Origin of the sequence: Tsukamurella tyrosinosolvens (genome assembly GCF_900104775.1) — a bacterium.
In the GTDB taxonomy this organism is placed as follows: Bacteria; Actinomycetota; Actinomycetes; order Mycobacteriales; family Mycobacteriaceae; genus Tsukamurella; species Tsukamurella tyrosinosolvens.
In genome coordinates this window covers 165,199-186,079 of sequence record NZ_FNSA01000001.1, presented here as the reverse complement: position 1 = coordinate 186,079, position 20,881 = coordinate 165,199, and the positions used below count along the sequence as shown (strand labels likewise).

Here is a 20,881-nt window from a genome sequence, read left to right as displayed (position 1 = left end):
TCGCCTCACCCCCGGAAGACCAGTTCGCTGCTGGCGCCCCAGATGCCGATCGTCATCAGCATGTCGAGCACGACGATGGCGACCATCGACGCGCGAACGGCGCGGCCGGACGCGACGCCCACGCCCTCGGGCCCACCCGCGGCGAAGAAGCCCTGGTAGCAGTGGATGAGGATGACGGCGCAGATGAAGACGACCACCTTCGCGATGGACGCGATGAGGTCGGCCGGGGAGAGGAACTGCTGGAAGTAGTGCTCGTAGGTGCCGGCCGCGTCGCCCTGCGCCAGCGTGACGATGGTGCTGGAGGCGAAGAAGCTGACGATGATCGCGATGAGGAAGATCGGCACGATCGCGACGACGCCGGCGATCATCCGGGTGCTCACGACGAAGGAGATCGACCGCAGGCCCAGCGCTTCGAGGGCGTCGATCTCCTCGGTGATGCGCATGGCGCCGATCTCGGCGGTCATCCGGCATCCGGCCTGGACGGCGAAGCCGGCGGCGGCGAGGATCGGCGCGAACTCGCGGGTGTTCGCGAGCGCGGCGATGACGCCGGTCAGCGGGCCCATGCCGAGGAGGTCGAGGGAGGCGAAGGCCTGGATCGCGACGGTGCCGCCGACGGCGAGGCCGAGCACCACCATCATGAGGGACGTGCCGCCGCCGACGATCACGGCGCCGCGGCCCCACGTGAGGTCCGTGATGGTCCGCACCGTCTGCTTGGGGTAGTTCCGGAGCGCGTGCGGGATCAGCGCGACCGACGCGACGACGAACGACACCATCTGGCCGAGGCGCGCGAGGGTGCCGCGGAACGAGTCCGTCAGCCGTCCGACGGTGCGGAGCCCTCTGGGGCGGTAGGGGGCGATGGTCATGCGGTCAGCCCACCCTCATGGGGAAGTAGGTCGTGTAGATCTGGGTGAGCGCGAAGTTGAGCACGATGATGCCGACGGTGGAGACCACCACCGTCGTGTTCACCGCGTCAGCGACGCCGCGGGCGCCGCCCTTTGCCTCCAGGCCGTGCTGGCAGCCGAGGACGGCGATCATGACGCCGAAGATCGCAGCTTTGACCAGCGAGAATCCGAAGTCGCGGGTGGTGGCGTAGGCGCCGAAGCTGAGCCAGTAGCTGCCCGGGGTGACGTCCTGCCCGGCGACGGCGAGGTAGTACGCGGCGCCGATGCCGACGACCGTGATGAAGACGCACAGCAGCGGCGCGACGAAGGCGGCGGCGAGGATCCGCGGGACGACGAGCCGACGCACGGGGTCGATGCCCATGACCCGCATGGCGTCGACCTCCTCGCGAATGGTGCGGGAGCCGAGGTCGGCCGCGATCGCGGAGGCGCCGGCACCGCCGAGGAGCAGGCCCGCGGCCATGGGCGCGGCCTGCTGGATCACGGTGAGTCCGCTCGCGGCGCCCATCAGGGAGCCGGCCCCGATCTGGTTGACGATGCTGCCGATCTGGATGGTGACGATGACACCGAACGGGATGGCCATCAGGAAGGCGGGGACGGCGGTGACGCTGACCAGGAACCACGCCTGGACGACGATCTCGCGGACCGGGATGCGGGCCCGGAGGAGGTCCGCCACCATGGACACCAGCGAGTGGAGGACGAGTTCGACGGTCCGCCCGAGCGTGCGGACGGGGCCGAGCGCGTTGTCGTCGAGGTTGCGGCGCAGGACGTCGACCGCGCCGGGCCGGTCCGCGGGTGCTTCCTGAGACGATTGCGATGCCATAGCTCACCTCCTTCCTGGCACATGTTAGGGAATGTTCTCTATCTCGGCGGGGTTTTCCGGTGAATTTTCAGATCCGCTCGTCAGTCGACTGATTTCGCTGGTGGCGAGGGGTTGGGGTACCCTGGTCCGGTTGCCTTTCGGGCAACGCTCCTGCCGTGGAGAGTCCACGGCCGCATAGTCCATAGGAGGAGGCGAAAAGCCCATGCGTAATTACGAACTGATGGTGATCCTGGATCCGAGCCTGGATGAGCGCACCGTCGCGCCCTCGCTGGAGACCTTCCTGAACGTGGTCCGCAAGGACGGCGGATCGGTCGGGAACGTCGACATCTGGGGCAAGCGCCGTCTTGCTTACGAGATCTCCAAGAACGCCGAAGGCATCTACGCGGTGATCGATCTGACCGCCGAGCCGGCGACCGTCAACGAGCTGGATCGTCAGCTCAAGCTGAACGAGTCGGTGCTTCGCACTAAGGTGCTGCGGCAGAACTAGCCGTACCGACACAAGAGGGAGAACACCATGGCAGGCGACACGGTCATCACGGTCATCGGCAATCTGACGGCGGATCCGGAGCTGCGCTTCACCCCGTCGGGTGCGGCGGTGGCCAACTTCACCGTCGCCTCCACGCCCCGGACCTTCGACCGGAACACCAACGAGTGGAAGGACGGCGAGGCGCTGTTCCTGCGGTGCAACATCTGGCGTGAGGCGGCCGAGAACGTCGCCGAATCGCTCACCAAGGGCACGCGCGTCATCGTCTCCGGTCGGCTCAAGCAGCGGTCGTACGACGATCGCGAGGGCCAGCGGCGCACAGTGGTGGAACTCGAGGTCGACGAGATCGGCCCCTCCCTTCGGTACGCGACGGCGAAGCCGACGCGCACGCAGCGCGGCGGTGGCGGCGGCGGTTTCGGTGGCGGCGGCCAGGGCGGCGGTGGCGGTTACAGCCAGCAGCCGGCCCAGCAGGCTCCGCGCCAGAACCAGCCCGCAGACGATCCGTGGGGCAGCGCCCCCGCGGCCGGGAGCAGCTTCGGCGGCGGCAACGACGATCCGCCGTTCTGATCCCCGGGATCGAACACTGTGAAGGCGTCCCGGTTCGCCGGGCGCCGAAGTAGACCTCATCAAGGAGTACCAACACCATGGCCGGTAAGGGCAATGGCCGGAAGGTGCGCGTCGAGAAGGCCGTCAAGGCCAAGGCGTGCACGTTCTGCAAGGAGAAGAACACCAAGATCGACTACAAGGACACCACGCTGCTGCGTCGGTTCCTGTCGGAGCGGGGCAAGATCCGCAGCCGTCGCGTGACGGGCAACTGCGTCCAGCACCAGCGCGACATCGCGATCGCCGTCAAGAACGCGCGTGAGGTGGCTCTGCTGCCGTTCACGTCGACGACCCGCTAAGGAGGGGTGAAGAAGTGAAGCTCATCCTCACCGCCGACGTCGACAACCTGGGCGCCCCCGGCGACACCGTCGAGGTCAAGGACGGCTACGGCCGCAACTACCTGCTGCCCCGCGGCCTGGCCATCGTCGCCACCCGTGGCGCCGAGAAGCAGGTCGAGGGCATCCGCCGCAGCCAGGAGGCCAAGCGTGTGCGCGGCCTCGATCACGCCAACGAGCTGAAGCAGGCCATCGAGGGCCTGGAGTCCGTCTCGCTGACCGTGAAGACCGCCGAGTCGGGCAAGCTCTTCGGCTCGGTCACCGCGGCCGATGTCGCCGCCGCGCTCAAGACCGCCGGCGGCCCCGCCGTCGACAAGCGCAGCATCGAGCTGCCGCAGGGTCACATCAAGTCCACGGGCTCGTTCCCCGTGGTCGTGGTGCTGCACCCCGACGTGCGCGCGAAGTTCGCGCTCACCGTCGCCGCGCAGTAAGCAGGCACGAACGGAAGAACCCCCATCGCCCTCGGGCGGTGGGGGTTCTCTCGTGTCCGGGGTCGGTCAGACGGTGATCGTGCCGACGCACGGCGTGCTGGTCTGGGTACCGATCCACTCGCTGCCCGCGCCCGCCTTGATGACCAGGTTGAAGGTCACGGCGCCCTTGCCGGTGGTGATGGGCGTCTTGTTCAGGACGGGCAGGGGGCCGACGCCGTTGAGCTTGGCGCTGCCGAACTTGCCGGACGTGGTGTTGTTCCACGACAGCGTCGCCGACGAGGCGAACTGGCTCAGGACGAGGTCGCGGGCGCCCGCGTTGCCGGTCGCGGAGACCAGGATCTGGCCCTTGCCACCGACGGTGGCGGTCACCTTCCAGGTGAGCATCTGGCCGCCGACGACGAACATGGGGTTCGCGCTCGTGCAGGTGGCCGTGGCCGAGGCCGGCTTCGGCTTGGGGGCGGGGTTCGGGGCCGCCCCCGCGGAACCGATGGCGCACGTGGCGACGGCCGCGAGCGCGACCGCGACGCCGGCTGAGCGCGCCGTGATCGTGGAGGTGTTCATCGGGTGGTCCTTCCGCAGTCGATGATGCACCGATCAGAATACGCGGCGACGTGGGCGGGAAGAAGGTGCACCGTCGTCCAGTGACGCGTTCGCGCTGGTAGGGGGCTCAGCAGGTGACCGGCGGGTAACAACTGAGGGTGGTTTTCCTCGCGCGACGGTGGCCGATTCACTCACGACACGCCCGAATGTCAGGTCGGTGCGACACGCGGAGGAATCTCGATCCACAACGGTACCCACCCTCATTACCTGGTCCCAACTGGGATGATGGAGAACGCCCTCCGAAGTTTCCACAGGTTTTCCCCATCGGTCCACACAGTCGTCCCCACCCTGACCGCGCGCCCTCCACAGGCTTCCCACAGATCCATCCACAGCTCCGCTTTGCGGTCCCGAGCGGAGCGCCTAGCGTTCACGTGCGTCCATCGCGCGGCCGCAGGGATTTGCTATTCGAAAACCTGTCGGACCCGCGCGGTAGACAGATCGAGAACGGGTGAGTCCTCGCCGCCGCACGGCGGCCGGGACGCGAGAGAGGTGGGTGCGCGGTGTCTGTCACGGACGAGCAGGAGTTCACTCCGAGGCCCGCCGGACGTCCGGAACCCACTCCCGACGGTCCGCCCGCCGAGGACTTCGGACGGCAGCCCCCGCAGGACATCGCGGCCGAGCAGTCCGTGCTGGGCGCCATGATGCTCTCGAAGGACGCCATCGCGGACGTGCTCGAGGTGGTCAGCCCCGGCGACTTCTACCGGCCCGCGCACCAGTCGGTGTACGACGCGATCCTCGACCTCTACGGCGCCGGTGAGCCCGCGGACGCCGTCACCGTCTCGGCGACCCTGGACCGCAAGGGCGAGCTCAAGCGCGTCGGCGGCGCGCCGTACCTGCACACGCTGATCTCCACCGTGCCCACCGCCGCGAACGCCGGCTACTACGCGGAGATCGTCGCCGAGAAGGCGATCCTGCGCAGGCTCGTCGAGGCCGGGACCCGCATCGTCCAGTACGGCTACTCGGGGTCCGACGGTGCCGATGTCGCCGAGGTCGTGGATCGGGCCCAGGCCGCCGTCTACGACGTCACCGAGCGCAAGGCCTCCGAGGACTACGTGATCCTCGAGGAGCTGCTGCAGCCCACGATGGACGAGATCGACGCGATCGCCTCGCGCGGCGGCGTCAGCATGGGCGTCCCCACCGGCTTCACGGACTTCGACGCCCTCACCAACGGCCTACACGCCGGCCAGATGATCATCGTCGCCGGGCGTCCCGGTGCCGGTAAGTCGACGATGGCGCTCGACGTGCTGCGCTCCTGCGCCATCGAGCACCAGATGCCCGGCGTCCTGTTCAGCCTCGAGATGAGCAAGACCGAGGTGGTCATGCGCCTGCTCTCCGCGGAGGCGCGGATCAAGCTCGCCGACATGCGCTCGGGCAAGATGTCCGACGACGACTGGACCCGCCTCGCGCGCCGCATGTCGGAGATCTCCGAGGCGCCGCTGTTCGTCGACGATTCGCCCAACCTCACCATGATGGAGATCCGCGCGAAGGCCCGCCGGCTCAAGCAGCGGCACGACCTCAAGCTCATCGTCATCGACTACCTGCAGCTGATGACCTCGGGCAAGAAGGTCGAATCGCGTCAGCAGGAGGTCTCGGAGTTCTCCCGGCAGCTCAAGCTGCTCGCGAAGGAGCTCGAGGTCCCGCTCATCGCCGTCGCGCAGCTCAACCGTGGTCCCGAGCAGCGCACCGACAAGAAGCCCCAGGTCGCCGACCTCCGCGAGTCCGGCTCCCTCGAGCAGGACGCCGACATGGTCGTCCTGGTCCACCGCCCCGACGCCTACGAGCGTGACGACCCCCGCGCGGGCGAGGCCGACTTCATCCTCGGCAAGCACCGCGCCGGCCCCACCGCGACCGTCACCGTCGCGCACCAGCTGCACTACTCCCGCTTCGTGGACATGGCCAAGGGCTGACGCCCCCTCTGTTGTGTAGGGTCCCAGATTCCGTGGCGGAATCCCAAGCTACGTGGCGGACAGTTGGCGGATCCGCCAACTGTTTGGGACACGCCGGGGCACGTCCCCGCATCTGAGGGCGGAAGTGGCACCGTCAAGACCATGTCGCCCGGCAGCTCCGCGGGGACCGCGGTGGAAGTATCGTTCCGCCGCGGTGAGGACCTCTGTGAGCGGACCGTGGAGTGGAAGTCGGCCGCAATGGAGGACCTTCGCGAGGCAGCGCCGTGGCGCACATTTCGCTGGTATCGAGGGCAGAAACACTACTCGGGGTGGTACTGGTCGAGCACTACCCGCGATCTGGTGATCTATGAGTCCCGCCTGGAGCTCGCTAACCTGATGCTCGCAGACTTCGACGATCGGGTTCGGGGCATCGTGGCCCAGCCTTTCCTTCTCGCGACTGAGGTCGATGGTGTCCTGCGGAGGCACGTTCCGGACTTCCTACTCGATACTGATTCCGGCCCGGTCGTCGTTGACGTAAAGCCTGCTCGAAGGCTTGATAATGATGATGTTGCAAGGGTTTTGAACTTGACTCGGGATGTCGTCGAGGCCAAGGGGTGGCGATACGAGGTCGCCACCGAGCCGCCGCCGCGGAGGGCCGCGAATGTCAGATTCCTCGCTGGCTATCGGCGCGAGAGTGCAATCGTGCCTGACCATTGCGAGGCGGTTCAGGCGGTCGCTCAGGTGGGATTGACGATTGGTGCTCTCATCGATCGGATGCCAGATCGTCCTGACGCGAGCGTGCGAGCGGCGGTGCTGCACTTGATATGGCGGCGTCGGCTGCACGTCGACATTGACGCCGCAATCACTAGTCGCACTCAGATTTCGAGGGTCTTGTGAGTGGCGTTGAGCGGGTTGAGGTTGGCGGACGGTACATGTACGACGGCGAGGCGTTCGAGATCGTGGAGCTCGCCACGGCTAAGGGCGTCGTCGATGTGCTGGGGAAAAGCGCTGCAGGGCAGTACATGCGAGTTGGCCTCGCGGAGTTGCTGTCTTCGGTCCGGGGTCGGGTCCTCCCGACCGGCCCTGGCGTTTCGAGCACTGATGCAACCGAGCCTGCAGGCGTCATCTTCGGTGAGTTGTCCGCGGCAGAGCTTCAGAAGGTGACGGAACGCGCGGGGCACGTACGCGAGATTCTTACCGGGTACAGATCTGGCAGCGCGGAGACTGCGAGCAAGGGGGAGCCCAGGCCGGAGTTTTCCGGCGACCGCCCGCTCACTGACCGCTACGCAGCGAAGGCGCGCGAACTGGGCGTCGGCTTGCGATCTGTGGAGCGGTGGGTGTCCAAGTTCCGCACTGAAGGGCCCGCAGGCCTGGTAGACGCGCGACGTACGAGAGAGGCGGAGCCCTTCCCGTCTGTCGATCGGCGGTGGTTAGACACAGCTGTCGAAGTCATGGTTGAGCACGCCACCGAGTCGAAACCGTCCCGCACGATGGTGATGGCACGCGCGGAGGCACGGGTCTTGGCGCGATTCGGAGAAGGGGTCGTCGCCATCCCGTCTCGGACAAATGCTTTCCGCGTTCTCGAGTATCTGGAACAGCGCTATCCCACATTTCGACTGTCTGCCAAGCGAAATCGCGACATCGCTGAGCGGCCAGAAGGCGTGTACGGCAAGCTCCGTCCAACTCGGCCTGGCGAGTACATGCTGATGGACACAACCAGGCTCGATGTCTTCGGGCTCGATCCTCTGACGCTGCGATGGGTGCAGGTCGAACTGACCGTCGCGATGGACTGGTACACCCGCTGCATCACCGGGTTGCGATTGACCCCGGTTTCCACGAAATCGGTTGATGTAGCGACCGTGATGTACGAGGTTTTCAGCCCACGTCCGGCCGGCGCGGACTGGCCGGAATACGCGGTGTGGCCAGCTCACGGAGTACCGCGGTCGGTACTTGTAGATGTCACCGCGGAGCGGCCAGCGGATGCGGCCGCTGGACCAGCTATTGTCCCTGAGACACTGGTCGTGGACCATGGCAAGGTCTACCTCTCGAACCACGTGATGAGTGTGTGCCAGCGCTTCGGGATTTCGGTGCAGCCAGCTCGGCTCCGAACCGGCCGCGACAAAGGGCCAGTTGAGCGGTTCTTTCGTACTATTCGTGAAGATCTCCTCCAGGCCTTGCCGGGGTACAAGGGACCTGATGTCCACTCGCGCGGCGAGGATCCTGAGGGCGGAGCGTTCTTCTACATCGACGAGCTCGAAAGCATCATCCGCGAGTGGGTTGCGCAGGTCTACCACCACCGCCTGGCTATGTCAAGTTGATCTGGCCCCGGTAGGGCGGTTTCATTCGGCCCCACCTGAGTGGGGCCCTGAGCCGCTAGAGTCCGGGGTGTGGATGGGCGGCCGCGGGTGCGCAGTGTGGTTGCGCCGACTGGTTGGGATCGCGAGTCGGTGCGTGCGTATGCCGAGTTCGTGATCGCGCGTGATGATCAGCTCGGTGATCAGGTATCGGTCCGGGTGAAGATTAAAGACGGGGAGCCACTGCCGAACCTGACGACCCGGTGGACCGTGGTTTATGTCACTCACCAGAACCGGGCCTTGCGCCGGCATCTGTCGGTAGTCAAGGACGAACGCCGCGCTTAGCCCGCGGTAGCTGCTGCTTCGGTGTGAGCCAGGCGGTAGCTGTGAGTGCCGGTTTCGATGATGGTGCCGCGGTAGGTGAGCCGGTCGACGATCGCGGCGCAGAGTCGTGGGTCGGTGAAGGTGTCTGTCCAGCCGGAGAAGGACTGGTTGGAAGCGATCGCGACGCTGTTCTTCTCTTCGCGTTCGGTGAGGACTTGGAAGAGCAGTTCGGCGCCGCGGCGATCGAGTTCCATGTAGCCGAGCTCGTCGATGATGAGCAGGTCAACGCGGCCGTAGCGGTTGATGGTCTTCGCGAGCTGCTTCTCGTCAGCGGCCTCGACCAGCTCGTTCACTAGTTTGGTGGCGAGGGTGTAGCGGACTCTAAAGCCTTGCTCGGCGGCAGCGGTTCCCAATCCGATCAGCAGATGGGATTTGCCGGTTCCGGAGTCGCCGATGAGGCAGAGCGGCAGTCCGTGGCGGATCCAGTCGCCGGTGGCGAGCTGGTGGATGGTGGCGGGTTCGATGTCGGGGTTGGCGTCGAAGTCGAAGTCCGCCAGCCACTTCTCCCGCGGGAACCCCGCGGCTTTGACGCGGCGAACAGTGGAGCGGCGGTCCCGGTCGTCGACTTCGGCGAGCAGGAGTTCGGCGAGGAACCCCTGGTAGGACAATTGCTGCTTGGCGGCGGCGGTGAGGTGCTGGTCGATCATCGACCGCACTGTCGGCAGGCGTAGGCGCCGGCAGGCCTGGTCAACGGCGGCGAGGGCGGCTTCTTCGGTGAGGCCGCCCCGGCGGCGCAACGACGGGGCCAGCGCATTCGTCTGGTTCTTATTGGCGGTTGCGGTCATAGCCGGGTGGGCCTTTCAATCGGTGGTGGGTCCAGCGACTCAATCGGTGGTGGGTCCAGCGACGCAGGTAGCGCGTCGGAGGCAGTGCGTCGCCGGTGCTGCGGGAGCAGGCGGTCGTAGGCCGTAACGCTGGGCAGCGGTCGCCGGTCGGGTGGCAGGCCGGCGATCACCGCCGCGGGGTCTGCGAGCCGTCGTTGGGTGAGGCTGACAACTCGTTGCTCGCGTCGTTCGGCATGGCGATCGAGATGACGGCCAGCGTTGGCCCCACCTGTCTGGTCGGCAGCGACCGAGGCGTGCGCGAGCAGGCGGGCTTCGGCGCGGCGAGCCTCAACGGCGACGACCTCGGCGCTCACCGCCCCGACCCGCAATGCAGCATCGATGCCGGCGATCACCGCCGCGGCGGGCAGGCTGCGGTGCAGCAGCAGGACGTCGATCAGCTCGCTGGTGCCGTCGGTGTCGCCGTTGACTCGTCGGGCGGCGGCCCAGAACGCATCATGGCTGGCGGTGAACACCCCGGCAGCGCGGGCCTGCGCCAACGCCGTTGATCCCGGCAGGGCACCGGGTTTGAACTTGAGCACCTCGAGGTAGTGGTCGAGGTCGATCTTCGCGGTGCCGCGGCCGGCGACCCGTGGATGCCGCGCGACCAGGGTCCGGCCGTCGTAGACCAGCAGCTGGGAGGCTTGTAGTGAGACGCGGACTCGGCGGCCGATCAGGTGCGCCGGCACCGAATACTTCACCATCCGAACGGTGATCATCGCCGACCGATCGACCCGTGGTGTGAGGATCAGGCCCGGGTCGAAATCCTCCACCGGCAGCGGCGCGAGCGCTGCTCGGTCGTGCTCGTAGTCCTGGCCGATGGTGCGCAGTCGTCCGTCGATCCGGCGGCCCTCGTCGCGGTCCTCCCAGGCTTTGATCTGCTCGTTGAGCTCATCGAGGGACTCGACCTGCGGCATTGGGGTCAGCCGGTTGCGGCGGAACCATCCGACCTCGCCTTCAACGCCGCCCTTCTCGTGCGCCCCGGCGATGCCGGGCTGGCAGTAGAACGGATCGAATCCGTAGTGCGAGTGAAACAACGTCCACCGCGGGTTCTCCTGTCGCCGCCGGTCTCCGCCCTGCAGGACCGCGACCACCGCCGAGGTGAGATTGTCGTAGCGGATATGCCGGGTCGGGACCCCGCCGAGCTCGCGGAACGCCTCGACGTGCCCTTCGAGGAACGCTTCCTGCCCGCCGGTCGGATAGACCCGGTGAATGGCCTTGCCCGAGTGCGAGAGCCGGTAGACGAACATGTGGCACTTGGTCTTCACCCCGCCCAGGATCACCCAGACCTCGCCGAAGTCGACCTCCGCCTCCGCGCCCGGGGCGTGGTCCTGGGCGATGAACACCTCCGTCCGGCGGCCGGCCTCCACCTCGATCTGCGCCCGCCGGACCCGCACGTAGTCCCGCACCGTCGAATACGACAACTCGACCGCATCGTGCTCGATCGCCAGGCGTTCCCGGATCCGCGTCGCGGTGTGCCGCTGCTTACGCGGAGCATCCAGATCCGACCGCAACATCTCATCAATCGCCGCCTTGAACCGGTCCAACCGCGGCGACGACCGCTCCGGCGTCTTCCGCGGCGGCGGCTCCGCCGATGACAACGCCTGCCGCACCGTCCTCCGGTGCACGCCATGCTTGCGAGCCAACGCCCGGATACTCATGCCCTCGACCCGGGCGTCCCGCCGGATCTGCGCGAACAGCTCCACCTTCGATCCCATCATTGGCCACCACCTGCTTCGGCTCGGAAACGATGTTCACGAGCAACCATCAGGTGGGGCCAGATCAAACCGTCGCAACACCACCGGCGAGTCGCAAACGGGGCCAGGTCTAGCCGTCGAGCCGGGGCCTCTTCAAGCTGTCATAGCCAACCGCCAGCATTCGAGCCTGCTCGACCCGCGAGTTCCGGGCTTACGTATGTCGCCCGCCGCGATGTTCGAGCACGGTGTTTCTCGCGCCGGATACATTGAGGCGCCTCGCGATCCGGACCTGGCATTCGAGTTCCTCAAGCCGGTATGGCGGAAAATTCTTCACTACGGTGTCGAGATCGGAGGCCGCCGCTACAACGGAGACGGGCTCAACGGCTACCGTAACCTCGCGAGCCGGTTCACCGGCGAGGCCAAGGGACGATGGCCGATCCACTGCGATCCCGACGACATCACCAAGGTGTACTTCCGGCGCCCAGATGAGCGGACCTGGCACACATTGGTGTGGGAGCACGCACCGTCGATCGATATGCCGTTCAGCGAGGATGCACTGCTCTACGCAAGGAAGCTAGCAGCATCGAAGTACCGATTCCCCAACGACCGCCTTGCGGTAGCTGACTTGTTGGAGCGGTGGAACATCGGCCTGGGCTCGACCCGAGTGGAACGGCGCATTGCATTGAGAATGTCACGCGAGACCGAACTGTCGCAGCGACCGCAGGGCGAAGCGCGTGTGGATCGACTGCCGTCGGTCGCCCGCGTGCTCGCTCCCGACCAGGACGAAAGCGATGTGCAAGCAGAGGACACCGCGATTGATCGCGGTCTCGACTACGCCGGCGAGGAAGGTGACGACGATCGATTCGACCAGGAAAACATCGATGACTTCTACTCCGACGCGCTGGAGGACGTATGACCGAAACCGCCGCGACACTCGACAATCTGACCCTCGCCCGAAAGGAAGGGTGGCAGAAGTTCGTCAACACCCCCGCACGTGTTCCACCGGAGGCGTTGAACCGCGATGAACTCGACAGACTGACCGACAAGGAGCGCACCGACTACGACCGTGAGCGCCGCGAGTGGCACGCGAACCTCGGGCCCCTCAAGACCAGACAGCTGGTCGAGGTGCACGAAAACCTCTGGGATGTCATCGACTCCAACGCCCAGGACGGAGACAAACCGAAAGGCGCCGTTGCGATCGACGCAGTACCCGGACTAGGGAAGACCACCGCGGTATTGAGCTTCGCCCGCGCGTTCCACCGCCGCGAAGTAGCCGAGAACGGCACTACGACCGAGGAAGGTCATGAACGGTGGCCGGTGTGCCGGGTGGGACTGACCGGCAACACTGGCCTACGCGAGTTCAACCGGGCGATGCTCGCGTTCTACGCCCACCCAGGCGGCCGCCGCGGCAACGCCGCCGACTTCGCCCACCGAGCCCTGGACTGCGTGCTGGCATGCGAAACGAAGATCCTCATCGTCGATGATCTGCACTTCCTGCGGCTGCAGTCCACCTCCGGTGTCGAGGTCAGCAACCACTTCAAGTACATCGCCAACGAGTTCCCGTTGACGGTGATCTTCGCTGGCGTCGGTTTGGAGGCGCGGGGACTGTTCTCCGAGGGCAGTAGTGACCGAGATGCTCTTCTCGCGCAGACCGGCCGGCGTACAACGCGGCTGACAATGGATCCTTTCGGTGTCACCAATGATGCTGGGCGCCGGGCATGGCGTCAGACGCTCAAGGCGATCGAGCAGCGGGTGGTTCTGGCCGAAAAGTATCCGGGCATGATCGCCGACGATCTCTCTGACTACCTGTATGCCCGGTGTACCGGCCAGATCGGCTCACTGATGACCCTGATCAACCGGGGATGTCAGCGCGCGGTCCGGACTGGGTATGAGCGCCTCGACGAGGAACTGCTCGATCGGGTCAAGATCGACGAGGCATCGGAGAAGGCTCGCGAAGAACTGCGCCTGGCATTCGACAACGGCTGCCTGAGAACTCGCATCGGCAGGGCCGGATGACAGTGCCACGTTCGCTTCCCTTCAGGGTGGACCCGGTGCCGGGCGAAGCGATCGATTCCTGGCTCGAAGCGATCGCCTTCCGCGCCGACTCAGCGTGGGGAGACCTTCTCGACGCAGTCGACATACCTGCGCCTGCAGGTCTTGGGTACCCGCCCTGGACGATCGCACTCAGCGAGGCCGAAGTAGCCAGCCTGTGTGCCGCCACGGGCAGCGACGTCGAATTTTCGATGATGACCCTCACCCGGTTCGACGGGACCGCGGTGCGCATCGACTCGCAGTCGCGGAGTTTGCGCCGCGAAGTGGCATGGACCCGCCGCACCGGATCCCGCTTCTGCCCGCACTGCCTCCGAAGCAACGGCGGCCGATGGAAGCTCGAATGGCGACTCGGCTGGGCGTTTGCCTGCACCGACCATCGTTGTTTGCTGTCCGACGAATGCCCTCGCTGCCATAGAATTCCACGCCGCCGCCCGCTCCCGGGCCACTGCACCCCGATCCCCGGCCGATGTGCATCGCCGGCGCAGGAAGGAGGCATTGGACGGGAGGCCCGACGGTGCGGCGCCGATCTCACGGCTGCCGAGGTCCTCGACCTTCCTGGTGCGCACCCCGCTCTTCGGGCACAGGCCCTCATCGATCGAATCATCGACGACGGAGTCGTGCGGTTCGGGGTCTACGCGCGCCTTCCACAGCCTGCGGCTTCTGTGCTTGCCGACATTCGCGCCATCGGCGGCCGAGTACTGTCCTACGCCACCGACGAAGAGCTCTTAGCGCGAGTGGGACCCGAACTGGCGGTTGAGTACCGGGCAGTCGATGAACAAGGTGGTGCACGATCCGGACAAGTCCGACAGAGCCGCACGAAGCCGGCCCTCGAAGCGCCAGCGAGAGCCGTCACAGCTGCGATTGGCGTCAGTGCCGCGATCGACGTTCTGCACTGCTCGGACCTCGCAGCCGCAGCTGATCGCCTGCGATGGTTAGTGACCTCGGCCCGGGAGACAGGCCTCAGTGTTCAACCGACGAACATCGGCTGGGGGACGCGAATCTCACCAATCCTGACCGGTGTCCAGCTCGCCGCGCTATCCCCGATGCTCGACCCGTCCGACCAACTTCGCTACCGCACTCACTCCGACCTTCCCACCTTGGTGACCAGTGGGCGCGCAGAGCTACTAGCGCGTCACACGCCGACGCAATTTTGGGCCGGAATCAGTTTGCCCTTCACGGTCCCGGCGGCGAGGCGCACAATGATGCGCCTGGCATTGTCTGCGGCCTTACAGTTGGTGGGCACTCGGTTGAATCTGACGGCCGCTGGTCAGCAGGTCGGAGGTCACCTGGCTGGCCATGCCCTATCCCGATTCCTACAGATTCTGGAGTCCGATCAACACTGGAGCGATGTGTGCGCGGGTCTGACACGCGTTGCCGATTACGTTGTCGAGCGCGGCGTACCGATCGACTATCAGCGCCGACGGGCACTCGATTGCACCGGTTTGCTTCCGGACGATGAGTGGAGGCAGATCTGCCACCGCACCGGAACGCCGTCACAGGGCGGCTCCGCCCGGGCGGCTGTTGTTCGGGCGTTTCTTCGCGAGGAGCTCACAGGCGTCCCCACGGTTGACGGGTCCGCAGACTTGCTCGCTAAGATCGCCGCGTTTCCCCGCGATCTGACACCCGGCCTTCGGGACGAGCTGATCAACCACGCACGGGTGTTCTTGGACGCCGCGGGCATCGATGAGGAACCAATTGCCTGGGAGCCGCCAATTGAGCTCCTCGCTGGTCTCGACCTCCCTGGCCCGCGACCAGGACTGATCGACCGTGATCGCCTTCGAAAGCTCATCCGAGAACGCGACCTTCCCATCGGCGCCGCCGCCCGCGACCTCGGCACCACTGGCGAGGCGGTTCGCCTTGAGCTGATCGTCAATCCCCTCCCAGTCGATACCGGCCGCCGGAAGTACGCCAGCGCTCGAACGCAGCTCCCCCCGGAGGCTTTGACCCAGCTCTATCATCACGATCGCCTCACCTTGCGACAGATCGCTAACCGTATTGGAGTCAGTCGTCAGGTGATCCGTCGACTCCTCACCGAATACGAGATCCCGACGATCCCCGCTACCGAGCGCGCGAAGATCATCATCGACCGCGACTGGCTCTACCAGCAATATGTCACCAACAGCAGGGCCCTCCCTGACATAGCCCGAGAACTGGGCATGAGCACGGCGAACCTGGCTCGGTGGGCGAACAAACACGAGATTCCGATGAGACCCCGCGGCGGACCCAGTCACACCGCGGCCCTCGACGCCGCGGCCGCCGCGAAAACGGTGCCGCCGATCTTGCGCACAGCTGTTGCGGCCCAGGGCGGGCGCGACCGACTGGAACGGGCGAAAGCAGCATCGCGATTCCCCACGCTGACCGAGGCTGCACACGCGTTAGGAACCAGCCAGGCAACCCTCACGAACCAGTTTCTCCGGCTCGAACGCGAGACCGGCGGAGCTCTGTTCGACCGTGCCGAGCGCAATCGCCCTATGACCCTGACCGCCCACGGACGGAGGGTGATCGACGCCATTCGAAAGCTGGACGGAACTGCTAGCGAGTCTCCCGGTGGGTAAAACGGTGCACCAAGTTCCTGAACCTGGCCTCTCAGGTGGTGAAGACGTGGTTCGGAATGCCCTAGCCTCCACGCACGTCGTCGCGTCGGTAGGGTCAGGAGCGAACCGCGATTCCACGTCCCGGAACCTGTCATGGTGAGGCTCTAGAATAGAGACAGCTAAGCCCGGCTCGTTTGCCGACGAACCGGGCTCAGCTGAACAACCGAATCACCACTCCGAGGGTTCGCCCCTCGATACCGTGACCGTTGCGAATGTCTTTGGATGACGCCTCCGATGGTAGACGGTGTGCGCGGGTTCGCCAAACACCGGAACGCTGGTGTGGGCGAGCGATGCGGACCTTGGCGTGGTGGCTCATCCACACTGCCTTGAGGAGGCACCGTTGACCAACGACAGTCGCGACTCTGATCGCACAACCGATACCACCAGCACTGAACGGGCTGGAGGTGCCCGGCCCATCCAGGTCGGGCAGCACCGGCTCGAGGGCATGTCGACGGACCTGTTCGTTCAGGTCCCGACGACCTTGATCGACCCGACTCGCGCGCTGATCGCGTCGGAAGGTGTCGGCGCGGTCTACTCCGTGCCGTGGCAGTCCCGGACCCACCGCTCCGCGGTGGCGAGGACCGCGGCGGATCAGACCCGCAAGAAGTGCCCCGAAGCAGCGTTGCTGCTCGACGCGAACCTCTACAGCGGCCGGCAGCGGAAGGTGGCGACGGCGGAGCCGACCCGCGACTGGATCACCGTGCAACGTAGCGCGGGCCTGACGTGGGCATTGACCGATTCCGGCTATGTGGCCAAGGGCGACACCGCTGGGCTGCGGACCACCCTGAAGACGGCGGCCCGCTTCGGTGGACAGGTGATTGCGGCGCTGCCGATCGCGAGCTGGTGGCTTTCGCACGCCGCCGATTCGCTCCGGTCTGAGATCAACGCGCACGGCATCCCCGTGGCGTTGATGGTCGAAGACACCGACGACCCGTTCGACCGGACCAACGTCGTGACCGGGCTGGTGCACGTCCTCACCGCAGATGTCCCGGTGCTGCTCCTGCGCAGTGACACGGCGGGGTTGGGGGCGCTGGCGTACGGCGCCGCAGGCGCGGCGATGGGGTCATCGACCACCTACCGGCACATCTACCCCGACATCGGCGGGGGCGGCACCAGCGGGTCGGTGTCGTTCATCCTCCCGGAGCTTCTCGCGTACACGTCGCTGACCGCGTTCGAGCGGCATTACCTCAAGGACAAGTCCCACGCCGCGTGGTGCTGCGACTGCGCACTCTGCGGTGGACGGGACCTGACCTGGATCCGCACGGCTGACATCCCGAAGGCAGCAGCGTTCTCGCATTCGGTCTCCGCGGTCGCGATGCTCGGTCGCGGTTTGGCCACCGCTATCGCCGCCCACAACGGCCCGCAGGCGTGGACGGCGATGTGCGAGGCCGCCCACGAGAGCAACATCGAGATCGAGAAGCTCACCGGCGGGGACTGGAAGCGCAAACGCGCCCTGTCCGCCTGGATCGGCGCTACGCCGGAGCCGGCTGCGGCGTGATCGGCACCCCTGTCGCGAGGGCGTGAGCGAATAGCCGCTCCTCCCAGTACCGCACCGCGACGATCCGCGGAGGATCGGCAACCTTCGATCCCCGCACCAGTAGTTCCTCGCCGGCGTGAGAGGTATGCACCACGCTCACGTCGGCGAGGTCCGCCGCCGTCAAGCTCAGCGCCGTGGGCCGCCGCTCGGTCAGCACCACGGTCTCGCCGAACCCGCGAAGCTCACTGGCGACATACAGGGCCCTCTTCCACTGCCCGGTGGCGACGAACCCGACGATGCTCAACGGCGCCGCCGGCGGCGCCCCCGCGCCCTCCGCCGGGCACATCTCCCACAGCTCGAGGACCTGCGCGTCGAGCATCGGTCCCGCCCCGGACGACATCCGTTCGGCGACGGTCGACGACCATCGGACCACCGGATACCCGCGAAGCCCCGACAGTTCGGTCCGCGGCAACACCGACACCGAGCTATCGAGGACGAGCTCCGCAGCCGCGACCACGGCCGCGTCGACCAGATCCGCCGGCGCGACGGCAGGGACGTCGAACAGGGGGAGCTGACCCGCCTCTGCGTGGATTGACCGGGTACGTCGCCGCGCCGTCACTGGTCTTCCTCTCCCACGGGCGCGGGCTCCGGCGCGATGACCCGCGACGCGGCGAACAGATGAATGCGGTCCTCCAGGGCCAGGAACGCCACGACGCTCCCAATGTCCAGACCGACCGAGTCGAGGACCGCCGCCGGCAGCGCGATCTGTCGCGACGTCCGCAGCCGCCGCGGACGATCCGGGTTACCTCGTACGGACGGCTTCGTCCCGCGCGGGCCGCGAGTGGGAATGATCTCGACGATCCTCTGGTCGGCGACGACACCGATCCGGACCCACGAAGGCTGCCGCACTCCGGACGCCTTCGCCACCTTCGCTGGGATGGTGATCCGGCGGAAGCTGTCGATCGTCCGGGGACCCGTGGGAAGCATACTGCTGATTTTAGCAGTCAAGGACCGAACAGTCACTGGTACTGCGGATTACAGCGCATGTTCCTCGTGCCGACCGCTGTCCCGCTAAGGCACGGAAGCGCCGTCGTCGAGGGCTTCGAGGACGGCGCGGAGGAACTCAGCCGCAGTGAGGGGGATGCCGCGTTCGCGGAGCTGTTGCTCTAGCTGCTGCTCGATGTGGTCCACGCGTGTCGATCCTGCCGCAGGCGATCGTGCTGGTGCTGTGCCGGGGAGCCTCGCGACGGTGTCGTGCAGCCACTACCTGCGCGCGAGAGGCGCGTTCGCGCTAGCAGCACGTGGCCAGGACGGCCCGGAGCGCTTCAAGGGAGTCAGGTTCGGCCCGGTAGAAGACGTTGATCCCGCGCCGCTCGGAGCTGACGAGGCCGGCCTTCTTGAGCTGGCTCAGGTGGTGACTGACGGTCGCCGACGACAGGCCCACCGTGTCGGCGAGGTCGCCGGTGCTGATTTCGCCTGGACGTGCGGCCATGAGGATCGAGATCAGCTGGATCCGGGCCGGGTCGGCGAGGGCCTTGAGGCGCAGGGCGAGCTCGAGTGCCGCGGCCTCGTCCATCACGCCGGCGGCCAGCGGAGCACAGCAGATCGGGGCGCTGATGTCGACGACGGGGAGCGTCTTGGGCATACGCTTCAATCTACCTACTCGTTGACATATGTCAAAGCGTGGTCTAGAACTGAACGAGCAACAGTTAGATGTATGTCGAAGCCTCGGAGGTTCTCATGTCCCGCGTCCAGCTCGCCCTCAATGTCGATGACCTCGATCAGTCGATCGCGTTCTACACCAAGCTGTTCGGCACGGGCCCGGCGAAGGTCAAGCCCGGTTACGCCAACTTCGCCGTCGCCGACCCGGCGCTCAAGCTGGTCCTGCTGGAGAACCCCGGCCAGGGCGGCAGCATCAACCATCTCGGCGTCGAGGTGGACTCCAGCGACAAGGTGCACGCTGAGATCGCCCGCCTCACCGAGGAGCAGCTGTTCACCGAGGAGGAGATCGGCGCCACCTGTTGCTTCGCCACCCAGGACAAGGTCTGGGTCACCGCCCCCGACGCCGAGCGTTGGGAGGTCTACACCGTCCTCGCTGACGCCGAGACCTTCGACGGCGGACACACTCCGGCGACGACAGCCGAGGACTCCGAAGCGACGCCGGCCGCGTGCTGCACCCCTGCGGCGGCGAACTGCTGCTAGTCCGCCCTCGATCGATGGCCGTCACCGCTTCGGGTGGCGGCCATCGACGCGGTTACCAGAGAGCGCTGGCGCGAAACGCAGTAGCGGGCCGCACTGCGCTGTACCGGCTGGTTCTCGCGGTCGGCGTCCCCCTGGGCGGAGGCTGCGCTGGAGGAGAGGCATCTGCGGTTAGGCGCAGTCGCGTGGGTGGAATCCCTCGATGCGGTCGATCGGGGTAAAGACAGGGCAACCGACTTGGTCGTTTCGGTTGAGGATCACGTTCGATGCCGCCATCACTTCGCAGGCTGCGAGCCCGCGGCTAGCGGCGAGCAGCATGGAAAGCCCGTAGAACGTTGCTGCCGCCGGCGGGGTGAGCGCGAAGAACGCGAAGAAGACCAGCGTGTTAGTGGCCATGGCCCACGCGCCTGTGACCCGCAGTGGTGCCGAATCACGACCCCGAAGTACAACCGCGAGGGTGATCGCGGCAGGGACCAGTGCGACCGCGATGATGAGGTCGATTGTGGAAGGTCCGATGATGATCCCGGCTCCCACGAAAGCGGCACCGATCACTGTCCGGGCGGCGGTGCCCCATCGGCCGATCTCTCTTGTCCTGCGTGCGAGGGGCGATTTCACTGTGTTGGTCATTGGGCGGTTCCTTCGTGCTGATCCGGCGAGCAGCATCCGGCCTGTCGGGCTGTGTCCGGGCTGATGAGCGCTTGTTCAGCGAGAGCTTTCCCGAGGGCGTGCGCGTGGGTGATGTCGAGGAGTTGGTTGCCGGGATTTTCGCGCGTCCACGTTTGGGCATCGTGTGGGGAGGCGAAGAAGTGCACTTGGTTGCAGAACGACGTTCGAAGCGAGCTGAGGTCATCGGGGTCGACGAGCGATAGCACTGCGGTGTCGGGTTCGATGCTGGTCACGGTGTCTGCCGTGACAGAGATTCTGATCGTTTGACCGCTCGCGGGTGAGGTCGACTCGATGGTGGCTGACTGGTTTAGGAGTGTGGGGAAGATCAGGGTGTCGAGTGCGCACCACGTGAACAGTTCGTGACCTGCGACGGTGAACCGATGCGGGGTCGGACGGAGGGTCAGTCCTTGCCCGACTATTTGGTCGCGATCGTCGTATTCGGTGTCGGAAACGGATTGGAGTCGTTCCCGTACATCGGGTTCCGACAGTCCGGCCGCAGCTGCTAAGTCCTCTACGCTGACGGGGTTTCCCTTGGAGAGGAGCCTGAGTAGGGGAACCAGGACTGCCGGATCGAGGCCGGACCCCTCGGGGGTGATGAGTCGATCGAGTGGATTGGTCATTGTCTGGGACTTCGCT

23 protein-coding genes are annotated in these 20,881 nt (G+C 66.3%); 13 read left to right on the top strand and 10 right to left on the bottom strand.

Annotation, left to right across the window (positions count from 1 at the left end; genetic code table 11):
• Positions 1–5 precede the first annotated feature (5 nt).
• Both BLW32_RS00950 and BLW32_RS00945 read right to left on the bottom strand, forming a co-directional pair.
• Positions 6–863, bottom strand: a complete 858-nt coding sequence (locus BLW32_RS00950; protein ID WP_068740245.1) for an ABC transporter permease — start codon at positions 861–863, stop codon at positions 6–8.
• 4 nt (positions 864–867) lie between these two features.
• Positions 868–1,722, bottom strand: coding sequence for an MlaE family ABC transporter permease (locus BLW32_RS00945; protein ID WP_068740243.1), 855 nt, complete (start codon positions 1,720–1,722; stop codon positions 868–870).
• A gap of 202 nt (positions 1,723–1,924) precedes the next feature.
• Here BLW32_RS00945 and rpsF point away from each other — a divergent pair, with 202 nt between their 5' ends.
• The 4 genes from rpsF (at position 1,925) to rplI (ending at position 3,575) form a co-directional block, all read left to right on the top strand.
• Positions 1,925–2,209, top strand: coding sequence for a 30S ribosomal protein S6 (gene rpsF, locus BLW32_RS00940; protein WP_068526178.1), 285 nt, complete (start codon positions 1,925–1,927; stop codon positions 2,207–2,209).
• Between the two features lie 27 nt (positions 2,210–2,236).
• Complete coding sequence (locus tag BLW32_RS00935; RefSeq protein ID WP_068526177.1) at positions 2,237–2,773, top strand: single-stranded DNA-binding protein; 537 nt, start codon at positions 2,237–2,239, stop codon at positions 2,771–2,773.
• Between the two features lie 77 nt (positions 2,774–2,850).
• Positions 2,851–3,108: a 30S ribosomal protein S18 gene (gene rpsR, locus BLW32_RS00930; protein WP_068526176.1), complete on the top strand. Its 258-nt coding sequence runs from the start codon at positions 2,851–2,853 to the stop codon at positions 3,106–3,108.
• Positions 3,109–3,122: 14 nt separating this feature from the next.
• Positions 3,123–3,575: a 50S ribosomal protein L9 gene (gene rplI, locus BLW32_RS00925; RefSeq protein ID WP_068526175.1), complete on the top strand. Its 453-nt coding sequence runs from the start codon at positions 3,123–3,125 to the stop codon at positions 3,573–3,575.
• A 66-nt stretch (positions 3,576–3,641) separates the two neighbouring features.
• Here the strand turns inward: rplI and BLW32_RS00920 are convergent, their stop codons facing one another.
• Positions 3,642–4,136 (bottom strand): hypothetical protein, encoded by a 495-nt coding sequence (locus BLW32_RS00920; RefSeq protein ID WP_139286004.1) that lies wholly within the window; start codon positions 4,134–4,136, stop codon positions 3,642–3,644.
• Between the two features lie 539 nt (positions 4,137–4,675).
• Here BLW32_RS00920 and dnaB point away from each other — a divergent pair.
• The 4 genes from dnaB (at position 4,676) to BLW32_RS26890 (ending at position 8,700) form a co-directional block, all read left to right on the top strand.
• The gene (gene dnaB, locus BLW32_RS00910) at positions 4,676–6,082 is read left to right on the top strand and encodes a replicative DNA helicase (protein WP_068526172.1); all 1,407 of its coding nucleotides are present in this window, start codon (positions 4,676–4,678) and stop codon (positions 6,080–6,082) included.
• Positions 6,083–6,223: 141 nt separating this feature from the next.
• Positions 6,224–6,958: a TnsA-like heteromeric transposase endonuclease subunit gene (locus BLW32_RS00905; protein WP_225536084.1), complete on the top strand. Its 735-nt coding sequence runs from the start codon at positions 6,224–6,226 to the stop codon at positions 6,956–6,958.
• Between the two features lie 35 nt (positions 6,959–6,993).
• Positions 6,994–8,379 (top strand): TnsB C-terminal domain-containing protein, encoded by a 1,386-nt coding sequence (locus tag BLW32_RS00900; protein WP_074850281.1) that lies wholly within the window; start codon positions 6,994–6,996, stop codon positions 8,377–8,379.
• Between the two features lie 69 nt (positions 8,380–8,448).
• Entirely contained in the window at positions 8,449–8,700 is a 252-nt protein-coding gene (locus BLW32_RS26890; protein ID WP_133298647.1) for a hypothetical protein, read from the top strand.
• Here BLW32_RS26890 and istB read toward each other — a convergent pair.
• Both istB and istA read right to left on the bottom strand, forming a co-directional pair.
• A complete protein-coding gene (gene istB, locus BLW32_RS00895) occupies positions 8,697–9,524 on the bottom strand; it encodes an IS21-like element helper ATPase IstB (RefSeq protein ID WP_068526535.1) in 828 nt (275 codons plus the stop codon). The two genes, BLW32_RS26890 and istB, sit on opposite strands and share 4 nt — an antisense overlap.
• A complete protein-coding gene (gene istA, locus BLW32_RS00890; protein WP_231703188.1) occupies positions 9,521–11,278 on the bottom strand; it encodes an IS21 family transposase in 1,758 nt (585 codons plus the stop codon). Before istA ends, istB begins: the two co-directional genes overlap by 4 nt.
• Positions 11,279–11,474: 196 nt before the next feature.
• On the opposite strand from istA, the gene BLW32_RS00885 reads away from it, so the two are divergent.
• The 4 genes from BLW32_RS00885 (at position 11,475) to BLW32_RS00870 (ending at position 17,401) form a co-directional block, all read left to right on the top strand.
• Positions 11,475–12,173 carry a hypothetical protein gene (locus BLW32_RS00885; protein WP_068740138.1) on the top strand — a complete coding sequence of 233 codons (699 nt, stop codon included), beginning with the start codon at positions 11,475–11,477 and terminating at the stop codon, positions 12,171–12,173.
• Positions 12,170–13,273 (top strand): AAA family ATPase, encoded by a 1,104-nt coding sequence (locus BLW32_RS00880; RefSeq protein ID WP_019201592.1) that lies wholly within the window; start codon positions 12,170–12,172, stop codon positions 13,271–13,273. The genes BLW32_RS00885 and BLW32_RS00880 overlap by 4 nt, the downstream gene beginning before the upstream one ends.
• On the top strand, positions 13,270–15,864 hold the full coding sequence (locus BLW32_RS00875) for a TniQ family protein (protein ID WP_040765942.1): 2,595 nt from the start codon (positions 13,270–13,272) through the stop codon (positions 15,862–15,864). Before BLW32_RS00880 ends, BLW32_RS00875 begins: the two co-directional genes overlap by 4 nt.
• Before the next feature lie 379 nt (positions 15,865–16,243).
• On the top strand, positions 16,244–17,401 hold the full coding sequence (locus BLW32_RS00870; protein WP_126195752.1) for a hypothetical protein: 1,158 nt from the start codon (positions 16,244–16,246) through the stop codon (positions 17,399–17,401).
• On the opposite strand, the gene BLW32_RS00865 is transcribed toward BLW32_RS00870, so the two are convergent.
• The 3 genes from BLW32_RS00865 to BLW32_RS00855 all read right to left on the bottom strand — a co-directional run bounded on the left by BLW32_RS00865 (position 17,376) and on the right by BLW32_RS00855 (position 19,025).
• A complete protein-coding gene (locus BLW32_RS00865) occupies positions 17,376–17,999 on the bottom strand; it encodes a hypothetical protein (protein WP_068526169.1) in 624 nt (207 codons plus the stop codon). The two genes, BLW32_RS00870 and BLW32_RS00865, sit on opposite strands and share 26 nt — an antisense overlap.
• Positions 17,996–18,307, bottom strand: a complete 312-nt coding sequence (locus BLW32_RS00860; RefSeq protein WP_126195753.1) for an AbrB/MazE/SpoVT family DNA-binding domain-containing protein — start codon at positions 18,305–18,307, stop codon at positions 17,996–17,998. Before BLW32_RS00860 ends, BLW32_RS00865 begins: the two co-directional genes overlap by 4 nt.
• Positions 18,308–18,671: 364 nt before the next feature.
• Positions 18,672–19,025 carry an Rv2640c family ArsR-like transcriptional regulator gene (locus BLW32_RS00855; protein ID WP_068526167.1) on the bottom strand — a complete coding sequence of 118 codons (354 nt, stop codon included), beginning with the start codon at positions 19,023–19,025 and terminating at the stop codon, positions 18,672–18,674.
• A gap of 95 nt (positions 19,026–19,120) precedes the next feature.
• On the opposite strand from BLW32_RS00855, the gene BLW32_RS00850 reads away from it, so the two are divergent.
• Positions 19,121–19,582 (top strand): ArsI/CadI family heavy metal resistance metalloenzyme, encoded by a 462-nt coding sequence (locus BLW32_RS00850; RefSeq protein ID WP_068526166.1) that lies wholly within the window; start codon positions 19,121–19,123, stop codon positions 19,580–19,582.
• 168 nt (positions 19,583–19,750) lie between these two features.
• On the opposite strand, the gene BLW32_RS00845 is transcribed toward BLW32_RS00850, so the two are convergent.
• Both BLW32_RS00845 and merB read right to left on the bottom strand, forming a co-directional pair.
• On the bottom strand, positions 19,751–20,206 hold the full coding sequence (locus BLW32_RS00845; protein WP_126195754.1) for a hypothetical protein: 456 nt from the start codon (positions 20,204–20,206) through the stop codon (positions 19,751–19,753).
• Positions 20,203–20,865 carry an organomercurial lyase MerB gene (gene merB, locus BLW32_RS00840; protein ID WP_074850279.1) on the bottom strand — a complete coding sequence of 221 codons (663 nt, stop codon included), beginning with the start codon at positions 20,863–20,865 and terminating at the stop codon, positions 20,203–20,205. Before merB ends, BLW32_RS00845 begins: the two co-directional genes overlap by 4 nt.
• Positions 20,866–20,881 lie beyond the last annotated feature (16 nt).

Coding starts and splice junctions, on each gene's coding strand:
- BLW32_RS00875 (WP_040765942.1), top strand. CDS start 13,270: ATGACAGTGCCACGTTCGCTTCCCTTCAGGGTGGACCCGGTGCCGGGC.
- merB (WP_074850279.1), bottom strand. CDS start 20,865: ATGACCAATCCACTCGATCGACTCATCACCCCCGAGGGGTCCGGCCTC.
- BLW32_RS00945 (WP_068740243.1), bottom strand. CDS start 1,722: ATGGCATCGCAATCGTCTCAGGAAGCACCCGCGGACCGGCCCGGCGCG.
- BLW32_RS00885 (WP_068740138.1), top strand. CDS start 11,475: ATGTCGCCCGCCGCGATGTTCGAGCACGGTGTTTCTCGCGCCGGATAC.
- BLW32_RS00880 (WP_019201592.1), top strand. CDS start 12,170: ATGACCGAAACCGCCGCGACACTCGACAATCTGACCCTCGCCCGAAAG.
- BLW32_RS00855 (WP_068526167.1), bottom strand. CDS start 19,025: ATGCCCAAGACGCTCCCCGTCGTCGACATCAGCGCCCCGATCTGCTGT.
- rpsR (WP_068526176.1), top strand. CDS start 2,851: ATGGCCGGTAAGGGCAATGGCCGGAAGGTGCGCGTCGAGAAGGCCGTC.
- istB (WP_068526535.1), bottom strand. CDS start 9,524: ATGACCGCAACCGCCAATAAGAACCAGACGAATGCGCTGGCCCCGTCG.
- rpsF (WP_068526178.1), top strand. CDS start 1,925: ATGCGTAATTACGAACTGATGGTGATCCTGGATCCGAGCCTGGATGAG.
- BLW32_RS00850 (WP_068526166.1), top strand. CDS start 19,121: ATGTCCCGCGTCCAGCTCGCCCTCAATGTCGATGACCTCGATCAGTCG.
- BLW32_RS00920 (WP_139286004.1), bottom strand. CDS start 4,136: ATGAACACCTCCACGATCACGGCGCGCTCAGCCGGCGTCGCGGTCGCG.
- istA (WP_231703188.1), bottom strand. CDS start 11,278: ATGGGATCGAAGGTGGAGCTGTTCGCGCAGATCCGGCGGGACGCCCGG.
- BLW32_RS00900 (WP_074850281.1), top strand. CDS start 6,994: ATGTACGACGGCGAGGCGTTCGAGATCGTGGAGCTCGCCACGGCTAAG.
- BLW32_RS00845 (WP_126195754.1), bottom strand. CDS start 20,206: ATGACCAACACAGTGAAATCGCCCCTCGCACGCAGGACAAGAGAGATC.
- BLW32_RS00935 (WP_068526177.1), top strand. CDS start 2,237: ATGGCAGGCGACACGGTCATCACGGTCATCGGCAATCTGACGGCGGAT.
- BLW32_RS00905 (WP_225536084.1), top strand. CDS start 6,224: ATGTCGCCCGGCAGCTCCGCGGGGACCGCGGTGGAAGTATCGTTCCGC.
- BLW32_RS00950 (WP_068740245.1), bottom strand. CDS start 863: ATGACCATCGCCCCCTACCGCCCCAGAGGGCTCCGCACCGTCGGACGG.